The sequence below is a fragment of the Lacticaseibacillus brantae DSM 23927 genome (genome assembly GCF_001436115.1).
In the GTDB taxonomy this organism is placed as follows: Bacteria; Bacillota; Bacilli; order Lactobacillales; family Lactobacillaceae; genus Lacticaseibacillus; species Lacticaseibacillus brantae.
On record NZ_AYZQ01000001.1, the window covers coordinates 403,413 to 418,814 of the forward strand.

The following is a 15,402-nucleotide window of genomic DNA, read 5'->3' on the forward strand; positions in this document are numbered from 1 at the left end:
GCTAGACCTTTACCACCACCGGCACTAAGTCCATTCTAACCGTTGGTGGGTGCTAAGATTGACTGCTGCGGCACGTCCACTGTGAGTCCGTTCGCCAGGCCGATGAGAACTTGCCGATAGACGGGCTGCGCTTGGACTCGACTCAGCGCTTCACGATAAAGATTCAATTGAATGGTGTAGCGCTGCAGCAAAGCTTCAGCGTCAGCTTGATCAGTCTTAAAATCATAAAGCAAAATCCCATCATGGGTCTGAACGTACCCATCAATAATCCCGTGGACCAGAATTCGCTCAGTGGCGTCATTCAAATTTCCAAAGAGCTCAGTGGCGGGAACCAACATTGAAAATGGTGCTTCTCGAACCACCTTGCTGGGATTGGCTAATAACAGCTGCCCCACATCGCCTTGGAAGAATTGCAGTAAGTTGGCGCGGTTGATTCGGTCGGCCACCGGTGTTTCAATCAGCTGCATCTGGGTCAAATTATCGATGGTATCGTTGATGAGTGCCGCTGACACGGGCTGACTTAAATCAATTTTCTGTAACACAAGGTGCGTTGCCGTGCCGACTGCCGCGGCGCTAACGGTCTTGGTGGTTTCAATGAATGCCGGCGTCGCCAGATCGTCTTGGAACCGATTAACAGGCACAACCGTGCTACTATCCACGAGTTCCAGACTGTCCGGATCATCAAAGGCCCGTTTGATTTCCGAAACTGATTGAAACCCGGTTGTCGTCGTTTCGGCTGCAAATGGGTATTCAAAAGCAAACCAGCGTTGTAAAGCGGCCAAAGTCGGTTGATCAGGTTCGATGCTCCGCTCCGGCTCAGTTGTCAGACTCGTGGTTGTCACAGCGGCACTGGCATCTAAAAATTCGAGGCTAAAGTGGCTGGCTTCATGGGCGAACACTGAACTACTAGCGCCCTCTGGAAAGTCCGGATGGCGGACCAGTGCTGGCCCAATGAGATCTAGAAAGCTATTGGCTTGTAAACGAGTGGTTTCTGGCAAGCGCACGTGCTCGCTATCGCTACCTTGCAACCACTTTTCTCGATCCTTTGCAGTGGCAGCACCGACGAGAATGAGTTGTTGCTGAGCTCGTGTCAAAGCGACATATAACAGCCGCATTTCTTCGGCCCGCAACTTTGCAACGGCGGCATTTTGAGCGAGGTAGAATTGTGGCAATGGCACGACCATTCGATTCTCAGGATTGAGCCAAGCAAAGCCCAAACCGGCCTGGGTAATCACAGCATTTTGGCGCAGGTCCTGTTTGTTAAAGCTCTTATCAATGTTGATGACGAACACGATTGGGAACTCCAGGCCTTTACTTTGATGAATCGTGAGCAATGAAACGGCATCCACGTCGGGGTTTAAGACCACCGGCAGCGCTAAGTCATTGTCTTGCTTCTGCATCAACTCGATGAAATGGACGAATTCGAATAAACCTTGAAAGCCGTTGTCTTCATAGGCGTGGGCGCGCTCATAGAGGGCGCGCAGGTTGGCCTGGCGCTGGGCACCACCGGGCATACCCGCGACGAAATCTAAGTATCCTGTTTCTTGATAGATAGCCCAAATCAAGTCCACTAATTGGTTATTACGGGCGAGCGTGCGAAAGCGATCTAACTGCCTGACAAAATCTTTCAGTCGATCAAATAAATTGTGGGTGGCAGGAGATGGTCCTTGCTGCAAAAATACGTCTAGCGCATCGTAGAAAGGTTTATCTTTGGCTGCCAAGTGAATTTGACTGAGTTCATCAGCACTCAACCCGACAATTGGTGACCGCAACACGGCGACCAAAGCGATTTCTTGTTTGGGATTATCGATAATCCGCAACATCGAAAGCATGACTTGCAGTTCTGTAGTTTTAAAGAAGTTTTTGGCATCGGCCACCACAATTGGAATGCCGGCCTGGTTGAACGCATCTTGAATTAACGGGTTCAATGAGCGCGAGCGGGCTAATAAAGTGATGTCTTGATAACGCACTGGGCGCAGTTGTCCGTTGGCATCATAGATTTGATGCTGACCATCCATCAAGGCTTGGATCTTTTGAATGATGAGCTGCACCTGCCCTTGCGAATCCGTGAGCGGCTTTTCACTGATTGTCTTGTCATATAGTAGGATTTCCGTTGTTGGTGCATAATCGTCAGGATAATTCGCATGCTTAATTAATTTGGCGGCCTCATCATAGTCCATCTCCCCAACTTTGACGTCCATCAATTGTTCAAAGATGAAGTTGGTAAAGTCGATCACATTTTTAGAGGAGCGAAAATTGTCGGCCAAAATCACGCGGTAGCCATTGTGGCCATCGGCATAGTCGAGATATTTCTGATAAAACATTTTGGGGTCAGCGAGTCGAAAAGCATAAATGCTCTGTTTCATGTCCCCCACCATGAACCGATTACCCGGTTGGCGGCTCAGCCCGGCTAGCAGCGCTTCTTGTAAAGGATTCAAGTCTTGATATTCATCGACCATAATTTCTGAATATTGTTGGCTGAGCACGTCTTTCATCGCGATATGGGTATCTGGATCAACGTAATTGATGATGGCTAATGCATTGTGGGCCAGGTCACCGTAATCCTGGAGATGCCGGCGTTGTTTTTCCGCAGCGAAACTGGTCATAAATTCTTGCGCAACACTGACCAAAGTCGCGACGAGAGGTTGACTAGCTGTTAGGGCTTTGGTCAGGTCAGTGGCGGAGACTTGAATTAATGGTCGGACTTGTTGATCAAATAAACTCTTGGCCGCGTCGCGGGGCGTTTTGGCCGCTTCTTTAGCTGCCTTTAACGCTTCATCCTCCAATTTGTTACTCGGCCAGCGGCCAAAGTCCACCTGGTCTAATTGGGTGAGGGTTGCATAACTCGGGAGATCTGTGGCAATCACTTCCTGCAAAGGTGCACGACTGGCGGCCAAATTGTCTGCCCATGGCTTCATCAGGGTCGGATCAATCTCGCTTTGTGCGGTGGCTAGTAGATTGTCGATAGTCATGAGCCATGTACGAATGAGTGGCCAGAATTGGTCGCGATAAACGCTAGTGGTTTCGAAATCGCTCGCCTGAAAATCAGCGACTAGTTGCGCCAACCAGGCCGCTGGCTCTGGGTTAATCATTGCAAAGTCTACTAGGCGGAAGACCAACTCCTGGAGGCCGTTATCGTTGCGGTCATTATTAAATTGTTCATTAAGCGCAATAAAGTCGGCTTGCTGCGCGCTGGCAAAGAAAACCTCGCGTAACTGGTCCCATACCTGTTCTTCAAGCATTTGGCGCTCGGCTTCATCTGCCAACAAGCGGAATCCGGGATCTAAGTCAAGGAGATAGTAGTAACGCTGAACCAGTTGGAGATTAAACGCATCGAGTGTCTGAATGTTGGCGGTATTAATTCGATTTAAAGCAGTTTGAATCCGTTGGCGATCGGCGCTTTCCAGATTTGATTGCAGCCGTTCGATGAGTTTGCTCTGAATTTTTTGCCGCATTTCTTCCGTGGCAGCCTTTGTGAAGGTCACAATCAACAAAGATTGAATATCTTCGCCTGCTAGGATTTCTCTAATAATCCGTTCCACCAACACTGTGGTTTTGCCGGAACCAGCAGACGCTGAAACGAGGATGTTTTTGCCCCGTAAGGTAATTGCTTCTAATTGATCACTCGTCCACTTCGTTGCCATCAGCTTTCTCCTTTAACTTGTCCAAAACCGTTTGTCGATCGAGTTTTTCGACTTGATGATAGTTATTGCTTAATAGTGCTGGGTCAAATTGCATGATCGCGACGAAATCACTCTGAGTGATGGTCTCAGCCTTTTGATCATACTGGAATGGGGCTAAATCAATAACTCCATTGGCAATTTGCGTGGCAGCATTGACGATATTCTGCCGGTTGTGCGCCAGCAATTGCTCCAAATCACCAACCCCAATAATGTTGACGCCGTGTTTGGCGAGTTGCCCATCTTTGCGGTAGGCTAGCTCGACTAGCTTAGACTTGGCCGGATTGTCCGGAGTAGCCGTTTTGTCCAAATGATACAGAATTGGATCATCTGGCGTGTCGTGATTGACTAAGAAACCATGCATTTGAAACTGGCCTAACATTTCATCTGCCAACTGGCTCGGATCAGCATCGCGCTGATAATCCAGCCGCGGATTGTATAGTCTGAAATACAATGCGCCAGCTGGGATTAGAGGTTGATCGCTGGTCTGATTGCGGACGGCATCCATATAGGTGAGCATTTGCAAGGCAACGCCATAGTAGGCGTCACTGTCATTGAATCGGTGGTCACTGGACTTGTAGTCAACGATGAGGAAATAGGTCGATTGCCCATCACTAAAGGTGTCCAGCCGATCAATTTTACCCCGCATCTGCACGGCTTTGCCCCCTGGGAGTGGATAGATTAAAGGCTGGAGCCCTTTTTGGCCGCCAATTTGCCCGAACAATAATTCTGTGGCGCGCGGGTGAAAGTCACTTTGTTTCTGCTGCTGGACAATCGCTGTCAACGTTTGAACGAGAACCCGCTGTAATTGTGCGGTGATGAAGCGAAAACGCGCACTGCTCTGGAGAATCTCGAATCCAGGTTGTTGACTAAAGTCAGCCATCAGTTGTGCGACCACTGTTTGGATGGTTGCTGGCGTGACCGTATTAAGGTCTTGCTGGCTAACGAATTGGTCGAGTACGCCATGGAATAAGGTACCCGTATCAGCTGGTGATAATTCAAATTCTGGCCGTTTTTGCAGCCGCAAACCATACCGAAGGAAGTATTCGAACGGATTCTTAAAGTAAGTTTCTAATTGTGAAACTGATACTCGAATCACATCTCCATACAAGGCCTCAGCAATCTCTGGACTCAGGCTGCCAACAGTATTTTGAAAGTCGATGCTCGACAATAAATGTCGGCTCAGGCCTGCCAACGGGCTTTGTCGTAAAGTCTGAAATAAGCTTTGCCAATCGCTTGCCAATACTTGCTGTGCGTCAGTGGCTAAGCGGAGCACTTGAATCCCATCACTGAGCAAACTTCGCGGCGAGCCCAGTGCTAGTTTGACAGTGGTTTTTGAGGTTGGGCTTTGCCAGATTGCAGGCGTCAAACCAAAATAAGCCTGCAACTGGGTCACATAAATTGAAGGCTGTAAGTCGGTTTCATTATGCACGGGATAACTAATCGTCAGCATTTGATTGCCGGCCATGAAACCTAAGTAGTTAATAAACGGGTCATCAAGCACGGTTCTGGGGCCGGTCGCCGGTAAGAATTGGTCAGTGGGTCTATCCTGCTGGGCCAGCCGGTCTTCGAGAAAGTCTCGATCTGACTGGGTCAAAATTGACGTCTCTGTTTGAATGTCTGGCATAACTGTGCTGGTTGCGCCAATCACGTAGACATGTTGTGCTTGCTGGAGACGAGTTAAGCCGGTTTCTGAGATGACAACTTGATCCAGGGTCGATGGAATTTGGGTAAAGGTGGCCCCAGCAAACCCGGCGTTCAGCAATTGCTGAAATTGGCGCGCCTGATAAGGTTGCTGACCGAACGCACTAACGAAGTCGTCTAAGAGATCACAGACCGTTTGCCAGACTTGAGCAATCGCCTGCGCTTGCATTAAATCCCCTGCTGCTGTTGCGGCCTGACGCTGGGCATTGAGTTGTGCTTTGACGCCGGCGCTGAGCAGCCATTGATATAAAACGGCGGCAGCGTCTTGGCTGGATTCGCTCGCCTTGAGTTGATTCAATACCGGCGTCACTGTTTGAGCAACCCAGTCTTTGATTTGGTTAATTTGCGTACTCTTTTGGCTGTCTAGTTCCGTTGTTGCATCGTTATAACGTTGGAAATACTGCCACGGATCACTCTGACGCCAGTATCGACCAGTCATCCCAGTCCGTAACAAATGATTGTCGGTAACGTCTAGGGCCGCACGGAAATCAGAAAGCGGCATTGATTCGGGAATTAGCAGCTCAGTCCGCAGCAGTCGCATCATACTGGCATAACTGTAATTACTCCGTTGCACCTCGAACAAGGTATCAATGAGCACCACGAGCGGGTGGTTGGCCATCGGGTGTTCGACGTCGACGAAATAAGGCAGATTGAATTCGGAGAAGATTGCCGGAATACTTGAGGTATAGGGGTCTAAATGCCTGGCCATAATCAGAAAGTCTCGGTATCGGGCGCCAGCGTGGACTTTCTGGACGATTTCTCTGGCTACCTGGCGGAGTTCGGCGTATGGATCGCTGGCCATGGCGACAGTGAGGTTACCGGTAGTCTTGGGTTTGGGTTGAGTGGATTGGTCAGTGACTGACAACCAAAACTCCTCGACTTCTGCCATCATCGGTGCCATTTGGCGCTCAGGCAGATGGGTGACGAACTTCGCACTGGGGTCAAATTGGCGTAACTGTTCTAATAGGCGCTGACTCTGGTGAAAAAGCCGGGAGGTTTCATCCTGATTATGGGTCAAAGCGACGGTGACACCGGCTGAATTTTTGATTAAACATTCCATCAAATGTAACTCTGAGGCATTTAAACTGTTAAAATAATTGAGATAGAAGTATGTATGGCTGAGGTCTGTATTATTGAGCTGCTCAGTTAACGCGTCTAACAAACTGGAAGGCGTCACAAACTGGCCCAACGCCTGCGTATAAGCTGATAAAAGGACGGACAAATCAGCAAACTTCTTCGGATTGGGATTCTGTGTCCCCTGCTCTTGGTTCAAGGTTTGCAAATCGTCACCGCCAATACGGCCGAGGGCCAATTCATTAAGCTGTTGCGCCAACTGGACGACAAATCCAGGATGATCAGCTTCTGTTTGATATAAATTAAGCTCTGCTTTGTGATCTTGAAGGATTTTGGCCACCAACAAGGTGTTGTTACCTGAATTTAATCGCGGCAATTGGTATACTGGTAAATCCTTAAGGTAGAACCAGGCCAGACGGCTAAACGACAATACCTGTAAACGCGTTTGGACACTGATAGGATCATCGGTCAATTGCTTGAGCAGATTCACTTCTGATTCGAATTTGATATGATTAGGCACCAAGTAGAAAACTTGTGCCTCTGGGTCGTTTGCGAGGACCGCTTTAATTTGCGCACTGATGAGTTGGGTATGATTCTTTGAAGCCGGACCAATAATGAATTCTAACGACATCCGCCGCACTCCTTTTTTGAATCGAATTTATAGTAAGTTTAGCATATTTTACACCCCGACTTCGCGATGATTTTGGGGTGATAACGAAGGTGGAATGAACATGCAGACCAGTATCGGGGTCAGCCACGCCAAAATAATTCTCATGGGCGAGCACGCGGTTGTGTATCATCAACCAGCGATAGCGCTGCCCATCAAAGCAATTCGCCTGACCGCTACGCTCAGGCCACAACCGAAAGACCAGATGATTGCCTCAACTTTCTATTCAGGTAGTTTGCGGGCCGCGGCCAAGACTCGCTTTGCTGGCATTGCGCAATTGATTCGCCAGTTGTTGCGGTTCTTTGATGCGGAACAACAAGGTTTTATGTTGACGATTGCCAGCGAATTACCGGCTGAACGCGGGATGGGCTCGAGTGCTGCGACCGCGGTCGCTATTGTTCGAGCGTTTTATCAGGCGTTCGGACAAGCTTTGCCCCGAGAGATTTTATTAAATTGGGCGAGCGTATCTGAGAAACTGATTCACGGCAATCCTAGTGGTCTTGATGCCGCCACAACCAGTGCCAGCCATCCGCAATGGTTCATCAAAAATCAAAAGCCCAAAGCTCTGCGGTTACCGCCTGAGGGCGTCCTCGTCATTGCTGATACTGGAACTTCAGGCCATACAGGCGAAGCGGTCGGTCAGGTGGCCGCCCTTTTGCAAGGTGATAAAGATTATTACCAGCCAGAGATTGCTGCTATCGGTAACTTGGTCAAGGTAGGCGCTCTCGCCCTGGCACAAGATGATCTGGTGACTCTGGGGCACTTAATGACGACCAATCAACAACATTTAAAAACATTGGGTGTCAGCACCCCTGCCCTTGATCATTTGGTCGATGTCGCAGAAGATGCTGGGGCACTGGGCGCAAAGTTGACCGGTTCTGGTCTCGGTGGCTGTATGATTGCCCTGGCCAAAGATGTTTCAACAGCCCAGAAAGTAGCCGCCGCTTTAACCGGTGCGGGTGCTAAAGAAACTTGGGTTTATGACTTTTCAACTAAGGATGATGGACAATGACAACTGCGCGCGCACATACTAATATTGCTTTAATTAAGTATTGGGGTAAGAAAGATCCCGATTTGATGCTGCCCTATACCAGCAGCCTATCGATGACCTTGGCCGATTATTATACTGAAACATCTGTTCATTTCGATGCCAGTCTCGATGCTGATCAATTCTATCTTGATGGCCGCCAAACTCCAGCAGCCAAAGTCAGCGCCTTCTTGGATTTGGTCCGCCAACAAGCAGGCCGGCAAGAATTTGCCACGGTCACGTCGGCCAATCACGTCCCAACGACAGCCGGACTAGCCAGCTCGGCCAGCGCCTATGCAGCTTTAGCTTTGGCAGCCAGTACTGCTGCTGGGATGGAACTGTCGGCGACTGAGCTCAGCCGCTTGGCTCGGCGGGGTTCTGGCTCGGCGAGTCGCTCGATTGCTGGTGGGTTTGTCATTTGGCATCGCGGTCACGACGATGCGACAAGTTATGCTGAACCGGTGGCCACACAGCCAACTATTCCGATTCGAATGGTGGTCGTCTTGGTTAATGGCGGCCAAAAGGCTGTTTCTTCGCGGGCGGGCATGCAAAATACTGTTGCGACCAGTCCGTTTTATTCGAGTTTCGTCACCAGCAATGAAGCAGCGATTGCACCAATGCAAACCGCACTGGCTAATAATGATTTCACAATGATTGGTGAATTGGCTGAAGCCAGCAGCTACCAAATGCACGCGACCATGTTAGCGGCCAAGCCAGCGTTGAGCTACTTCGAACCCAAGACCATTACCGCCTTGCAGCATGTGCAGCAATTACGCCAAGCAGGAATTCCGGCGTATGCGACAATGGATGCCGGCCCTAATGTCAAAATTCTAACGCTCGCGCCCTTTGTTGATCGCATTGTTAGCACACTACGCCAAGATTTCAAAACGGTCACCGTGACCCAACCTGGACCAGCCGCCACACTGATTGATTAAGGAGAAGCCCATGCAATCGCAACAATCACATCGCAAAGATGAACATGTGTTTTTAGCTGAGAAATATTACCATCAAAGTCAAGCCGGTTTTGACGCCGTTCGATTTATTCACACTGCCTTGCCAGAGTTGGCGGTTAGCGACGTTAATTTGCAACCTAATCTCTTTGGTTGGCTTCACCCCGTCTACATCAATGCCATGACTGGAGGTTCTGCTCAGACGGGCAAATTGAATGGCCAGTTGGCCCAGATTGCCCAGCAGCAGCAACTAGCAATTGCATCGGGCTCTCAGGCCATCGCATTAAAAGATTCAAGCGTAGTTGAGACTTTTACGACCCTGCGCAAGCACAATCCTGAGGGGTTCATTCTGGCTAACCTTGGCGCCGGTCACACCTGGGCTGATGCCAAAGCAGCAATCGCTATGCTTGATGCCAACGCCCTAGAAATTCACTTGAACGCCGCCCAAGAACTGGTCATGCCAGAAGGTGATCGTGATTTCCACTGGTTAGATGACTTGGCAACGATTGTGGCGCAATCCCCTGTTCCGGTGATTGTTAAAGAGGTGGGCTTTGGGATGAGCCGCGAGACTTTGGTGGCCTTAGCCGAGATTGGTGTGCAGTATGTCGATGTTGCCGGTCGTGGCGGGACAAACTTCGCCCAAATCGAAAACAGTCGCCGCCCAGATAAAGATTTTGCCTACTTGGCATCTTGGGGTCAAACGACTGCTGAATCACTCCTTGAAGCGGCGAGCTCACCCATGACCGCTTTAGCTACCGGCGGTATTCAAACCCCGCTCGACGCCTTGATAGCCTTACGTTTAGGCGCTCGATCGGTCGGAATGAGTGGTCAGGTCCTCCATTGGTTGATTCAGGACGGCCTGGATGCGACGAACACCAAGTTGCAGGCATTTATGGCCCAATTAACGCAATTAATGACTTTAGTCGGGGCCAACTCTCTGAATGCCTTGCGTGATAAATCGGTCGTCTACGCCCCTGAATTACTTAGTTATGCCAAACAACGCCAGCTGGCTCTGCCTTGAGCAATTGGCTACACAAAAAAGCTGTGATGACCCAAGTGGGTTATCACAGCTTTTTAGATTTTTATTGTTAGTCAGCAGATAAGGCATCAATTGGGTTCATCTTAGAAGCCCGGTTAGCTGGCAGTAAGGCTGCCAAGAAACTGATAACTAACGCGAGAATGATTGTGGTTAGAATATTCCCCGGTGTAATCTGGACGAAACTGAAACTGATAATGCTTGATAAAGCACTATTCAAGGCAAAGCCAATCCCGTAGGCCAGAACAAAGGCTGGCACGAGTGAGAAGATCCCGATTAACAGAGATTCAGACGTAAAGAGTAAACGAATATCACCCTTCGATTGGCCCAACGCCCGCAAAATACCGATTTCTTTAGTCCGTTCGGAGACCGACATGAACATGGTCACGATGATCATCAAGGCAGAAACGACTAACGAAACCCCAGCGATAGCAGACAAAGCGGTTGAGGCCAAGCCCACGTATTGTTGCACAGTATCAAGTAAATCACCGACTGTGATCGCCATAAAGGTATAGCGCCCGTTGGATTTGATGTTAGCAATGCGTTTGGAAACAGGTTTAACATCATCCAAGGTCTTAGCATTCACTGATACAAATGTTGGACTCGTGTCGGCATTGGCGGCACTCAGCATTGATTTGGCGGCGGTATAGTTCATCACAGTTGTTGAAGTTTGACCGCTGTCAGAAACCCCAACGACTTTGACATTCCGTGTTGCTTGGACGGGTTGACCTGCTTTTGAGAACCATGGCATGGTGACTTTAACGGTTTTACCGACAATTGTTTTCCATTGCTTGTCACCCATTAAAGCACTGGCGACGCTGCGGGCAACGAGAATTGTGTCGTTTGCTGTTGGCGCTTTGCCCACGGTGACCGAATTGTCGGTATAGGCTTTGGTCCAAGTATTCAGGCTAGAGCCATTGGTATGCTTACCTTCATAAGTGACACTAAACGAGCCAAATGTATAACCAGGTTCGACGGCGTCAACACCTTTAACCTTATTAAGGGCATCAAGTTGACTTTGCGAAATGGCTAGTTTGGTTGGATCAGATCGCAATTGGCCGAGTTTGGCCTGAGCTTCAGCACTCGACAGTTTCTTCTTAGAGTCAGATTTTAAAACGTTGACTGAGCGTGGATTGACCATGGAATTAATCTGATCTTGGATAAAGGCATTAACCCCATTCCCTAATCCCGAGAATAGGAGCACGGCGAACAGGCCGATCCCGGTCCCAAGCATAATGAGCGAGTTCCGCCAGAACGTATAGGTTAAGTGACTAAACGCATTGCGGAATGTTGCTCGGGCCGGCATCTTGCGAGGGGTGAGGCCATTATCGGCTTGAACGGGGTAGGCATCTTTCAGGCGAGTATCCCCGTCGATAACGCCGTCAGCCAAGTGCACAATCCGTGTCCCGTAATCAGCAACTTCTTGTGAGTGGGTCACGGTGATGACAAGCTTTCCTTGAGCCGCAATGCCATCTAATAACTCAAGCACTTCTTTGGTGTTCTGTGAATCAAGGGCCCCTGTGGGTTCATCAGCGATGATAATCTTTGGATCTGACGCCAGCGCCCGGGCAATCGCAACCCGCTGCTTTTGCCCCCCAGATAGTTTGTTAGGGTGTTTCTTCATCTGATCAGCCAAACCAACTTGCGTCAACAAATCGATTGCGCGTTGTTTGCGTTGCTCGCGATTGAGAGTCGTCATATCTAATGAAATCAGCACATTATCCAAAACTGATAAATGTGAAATCAGATTATAAGACTGATAGATGTAACCGACAGTTCCCCGCCGGTAGGCATCCATTTCTTTTTCTTTGCTGTGATCCAATGTTTTGCCGTCAATTTTGACAGCCCCACTGAACTGGCGATCAAGACCGCCAATAATGTTCATCAGAGTGGATTTACCACCCCCGGATTCCCCCAGAATGGAAACAAACTCGCCCCGTTCGAAAGCCAAGTTAATCCCCTTTAAGACTGGAAATTCTTCTTTGCCAAGATAATAACTCTTGTGAATATCAGATAATTCTAAAAATGCCACGCCATCTCGTCCTTTCCTAAACCATCCCACCACAATAGTGAATTGCAGCAAAAAAGTCAATTTATATTCCATAAATTGAGTACACTTATAACGATACCCGGTTGGGTAAAATAAAAAACCAGCCTCACGACTGATTTATTCTTAGACTCGTAAGCCCTTCGGATAGTGATTCTTAATCGTGCCGTTGACCAACTTCCCTAGGGCAAAGCCCTTGGCTTCATTGGTTAACAGAACGTACCGTTTCCCAGGCAATTCAGAAGTGACGGTTTCCCCATGGCGATAGCGTAAATAATGCTCAGCATCCAGAGGTTGAACTGCTTTGAACCAAGACGCGGGTAAAGCAGTGGCTAAACTGTGGCTCGGTTCAAATCGATTTTTCTTGAAGGTGCCAAGGTGCAGACCATAACGCAGCACGTGGATGTGGCCCAAATTTGGCGTCCGACTTGGCAAGGCATAGAGTTGATCTTTCACAACGTGCAACGGTTGACGCAATTTTTGGGTGAAGGTTTCTGCCCAAAAAGTGTCAAAATCATGTTGCTGCGCCGCAGTTGGCTTTGCGACCTGAAAACTTGCAGTCCCTTGACTGGACCCAGCTTTAGAGAGCTTAGCCACAAAATGACCTTCGCCCATGATCCGGTGTGGAAATAAGCGTGCGGTTTTGGCCAAATCAGGATTTCCATTGGCCCATTCGGGACGGCCATCTACCATTCCTTCAAATTTGGCAATGGGCTCAATGGTCAAATTGTGGGTATCAACCAACCAAGCAATCATTTGCTCATCTTCTTCAGGACTGAAGGTACATGTAGAATAAACCAGGGTCCCACCTGGCTTTAGCATCTTGACGGCTTCAGTGAGGATTTCCCGCTGGCGGGCAGCACATTGAGCTGGGTAATCGGCATTCCAATACCGAATCGCCTCTGGATCTTTACGGAACATCCCCTCGCCCGAGCAAGGTGCATCAACCAGGATGCGGTCAAAAGTTTCCGGCCATAATTTGGCCAGAGTCGCTGGGTCACTGTTGGTGACCACGGTATTCTTTAGGCCGAAGCGTTCAACATTGCTCGATAGAATCTTAGCCCGACCAGCGTTGATTTCGTTACTGATTAATACCCCTTCTTCATGCATGTAGCTGGCCAGGTGGGTGGTTTTACCGCCTGGCGCGGCACACAGGTCCAAGACTATTTCTCCGGGATTTGGGGCTGCAACAGTACCAACAAATTGGGCGGAAGGCTCTTGAGAGTACACTAAACCGCTGGTGTGATCAATGGCATTGCCATCAACCTTGCCCACAAACCCCCACTCGCTGTAAGTGATGGGTTGGTCAGTTGGTAAAGAAACTGGTTGGGGTTTAAGGGGATTAATCCGAAAGCCACTTTCAGCTGTTTCTTCGAATGTGGCTAAGAATGCGGGCGCTTCATCTCCCAATAGACCTTGATATTTTGTGATAAATGCTTCAGGTAGTTGCACGGTCAGCCTCTTTTCGTTCATATTGTCGTAAGCTCACCCAACAAAGGGCACAGTATAAAAGCCATAAGCCAGCATTGAAGGCCAGGAGCGGCCACAACGAGGTCAAGTAAAAGCGCCACATGCCAAAAATTGTCCCTAACAGGAGAGCAGCAAATCCGTGTTGGGTTAACTTGAACCACAAGCCTCTGATATATTGCCGCCGCATTTGTTCTGATAACTCGGCAATGGCTTTTGGGCGCCAGAAGAATGTCACAATCCAGCCGGCAAAGGCACTGGCAATAATCAGCCCGGCACCCCACAAGACAGTGGCACCATTCGTTTGTAGCCAGGTTTGTTGATTGTTCGTATAACGTAACCGGGTCGGTTTGACCTTGAAGATCTTCTTTAGAGCCGCCTGATGGCGATTGAGATTCTGGGCATCAATCGTGACCTTGACATCTTTTAGGCCCAATTGTTGAAATGTCGGCGCTGCTGGCGTCAAAATCACTTGGTCATTGAGCGGGCTGTTCTTACGATTACTCATAATACCAATGACCGGTATGTATTGCTGACCCAGTTGATAATACCTTTGAGAACCCCCTGAATACAGGGAGTCCGCCAGGTTCCTACCAGCAATCGCGACGGGGAGTTGCGATTTGAAATCTTGGTCTGAGAACCATTGACCACTGGATAGCGGCAACGTCGTCAAATCGCCAGTGGCATAAAGGTAAGTCGTGTGTCCCGTTTGAAATTGGACCTGGTAATTGGTCAGTCCGACACGATTAATCGCCGCCAGTGCTTGAGGCGCAGTTGTGCTTTGTTTGCTGTGATAAACTTGGGCATTCTCGGTGAGCCCCAGATAGTCGAGGCGTTCGGCATATTCGGTTTGGTCGTGTTGGGACCAAACGACCCCACTAATAATGGCCAGAGCCACTAAGCAGATATCTATCAGCCAACGTCGCATAACATCCCTCCTAATGAATTAAATAAATCCGATCATGCACCTGGTCAAATGATTTGAATTGCTGATTGAGCGCTAACAAGCGTCTGTCGCTAGCGACATGAGCTTGTTGCCAGAAAAGGCGGCTGTTGGTGGCGCCAAACCGTTCACCAATCAAGAAGAACGCCAAGTCCGGCCAGCGTGTACGTAACAAGTGCAAAAAATGAACGTCGTTTGGGTCTTTATCAGGGCTCCAGGCCATCACGACGGCATCGACTTGATCAGCGTATCGAAATAAGGCCTCGTTGGCCCCCATGGCCGTCACTGGCACGAGCGGGGATCGACCAGTCACATTTTCTTGTTGCCAAGTTAACGAGTCAGTTGTAATGACTTGGTTGCCGACCTGGGATAACCCCAGGCTCAGATAGCCATTTCCCGCCGCCACCTCTAAATAGCGTTTGGGTCCAAATAATGTTTGCCAGCGACTAAAAAGTGCTTGATGCACAAACGCCCACATACCGTAATGGTAAGCGACGAAGTATCTAAAATTATGTAGCAAGTGGTTGAGTTGGTTGATTTCTCTCAGATTGGCTTGTGGCACTGCCAACAGCGCCAAAGTTTGATCGAGATTAAGACCTAGCATCGGCAAGCCGGCTTCAGGCAGCTGGCCCTTGGCAAGCGCCAAGCGTGTGGCCGCCATGGCCTCAAATTGGGTCGCTACGGCCACATCACTGTGATACTTCGTGACCAATCGAGTCAACGTTGTCCAATAGTCCATTCTGACACCCTTTCTGCCAGCCAATTCTACCATAAATTCGCCGGGGGCGTCGGTGCACTGATGACTCG

9 protein-coding genes are annotated in these 15,402 nt (G+C 49.2%); 3 read left to right on the plus strand and 6 right to left on the minus strand.

Annotated elements, in window-relative coordinates:
• Positions 1–35: 35 nt before the first annotated feature.
• The gene (gene addA / locus FC34_RS01945; protein WP_057893699.1) at positions 36–3,644 is read right to left on the minus strand and encodes a helicase-exonuclease AddAB subunit AddA; all 3,609 of its coding nucleotides are present in this window, start codon (positions 3,642–3,644) and stop codon (positions 36–38) included.
• Positions 3,622–7,089, minus strand: a complete 3,468-nt coding sequence (locus FC34_RS01950) for a PD-(D/E)XK nuclease family protein (RefSeq protein ID WP_057893700.1) — start codon at positions 7,087–7,089, stop codon at positions 3,622–3,624. The genes addA and FC34_RS01950 overlap by 23 nt, the downstream gene beginning before the upstream one ends.
• A 100-nt stretch (positions 7,090–7,189) precedes the next feature.
• Between FC34_RS01950 and mvk the strand changes: the two genes are divergently transcribed.
• From mvk to fni, 3 genes are read left to right on the plus strand one after another with little or no spacing between them, the layout of a single operon-like run.
• Positions 7,190–8,137 carry a mevalonate kinase gene (mvk, locus tag FC34_RS01955; protein ID WP_057893701.1) on the plus strand — a complete coding sequence of 316 codons (948 nt, stop codon included), beginning with the start codon at positions 7,190–7,192 and terminating at the stop codon, positions 8,135–8,137.
• Entirely contained in the window at positions 8,134–9,087 is a 954-nt protein-coding gene (gene mvaD / locus FC34_RS01960) for a diphosphomevalonate decarboxylase (protein ID WP_057893702.1), read from the plus strand. The genes mvk and mvaD overlap by 4 nt, the downstream gene beginning before the upstream one ends.
• A 10-nt stretch (positions 9,088–9,097) precedes the next feature.
• Positions 9,098–10,123, plus strand: a complete 1,026-nt coding sequence (gene fni, locus FC34_RS01965) for a type 2 isopentenyl-diphosphate Delta-isomerase (protein WP_057893703.1) — start codon at positions 9,098–9,100, stop codon at positions 10,121–10,123.
• Positions 10,124–10,190: 67 nt separating this feature from the next.
• Here the strand turns inward: fni and FC34_RS01970 are convergent, their stop codons facing one another.
• The 4 genes from FC34_RS01970 to FC34_RS01985 all read right to left on the minus strand — a co-directional run bounded on the left by FC34_RS01970 (position 10,191) and on the right by FC34_RS01985 (position 15,334).
• Complete coding sequence (locus tag FC34_RS01970; protein WP_057893704.1) at positions 10,191–12,170, minus strand: ABC transporter ATP-binding protein/permease; 1,980 nt, start codon at positions 12,168–12,170, stop codon at positions 10,191–10,193.
• Positions 12,171–12,311: 141 nt separating this feature from the next.
• Positions 12,312–13,637: an RsmB/NOP family class I SAM-dependent RNA methyltransferase gene (locus FC34_RS01975; protein ID WP_057893705.1), complete on the minus strand. Its 1,326-nt coding sequence runs from the start codon at positions 13,635–13,637 to the stop codon at positions 12,312–12,314.
• The gene (locus FC34_RS01980) at positions 13,624–14,580 is read right to left on the minus strand and encodes an ABC transporter permease (RefSeq protein ID WP_057893706.1); all 957 of its coding nucleotides are present in this window, start codon (positions 14,578–14,580) and stop codon (positions 13,624–13,626) included. Before FC34_RS01980 ends, FC34_RS01975 begins: the two co-directional genes overlap by 14 nt.
• A gap of 10 nt (positions 14,581–14,590) precedes the next feature.
• Positions 14,591–15,334, minus strand: a complete 744-nt coding sequence (locus tag FC34_RS01985; RefSeq protein WP_057893707.1) for a hypothetical protein — start codon at positions 15,332–15,334, stop codon at positions 14,591–14,593.
• Positions 15,335–15,402: the final 68 nt, after the last annotated feature.

What these genes read in the sequence shown, in the direction of transcription:
- FC34_RS01950 (WP_057893700.1), bottom strand. Translation starts at nt 7,089, where the DNA reads ATGTCGTTAGAATTCATTATTGGTCCGGCTTCAAAGAATCATACCCAA.
- FC34_RS01980 (WP_057893706.1), bottom strand. Translation starts at nt 14,580, where the DNA reads ATGCGACGTTGGCTGATAGATATCTGCTTAGTGGCTCTGGCCATTATT.
- fni (WP_057893703.1), top strand. Translation starts at nt 9,098, where the DNA reads ATGCAATCGCAACAATCACATCGCAAAGATGAACATGTGTTTTTAGCT.
- FC34_RS01985 (WP_057893707.1), bottom strand. Translation starts at nt 15,334, where the DNA reads ATGGACTATTGGACAACGTTGACTCGATTGGTCACGAAGTATCACAGT.
- addA (WP_057893699.1), bottom strand. Translation starts at nt 3,644, where the DNA reads ATGGCAACGAAGTGGACGAGTGATCAATTAGAAGCAATTACCTTACGG.
- mvaD (WP_057893702.1), top strand. Translation starts at nt 8,134, where the DNA reads ATGACAACTGCGCGCGCACATACTAATATTGCTTTAATTAAGTATTGG.
- mvk (WP_057893701.1), top strand. Translation starts at nt 7,190, where the DNA reads ATGCAGACCAGTATCGGGGTCAGCCACGCCAAAATAATTCTCATGGGC.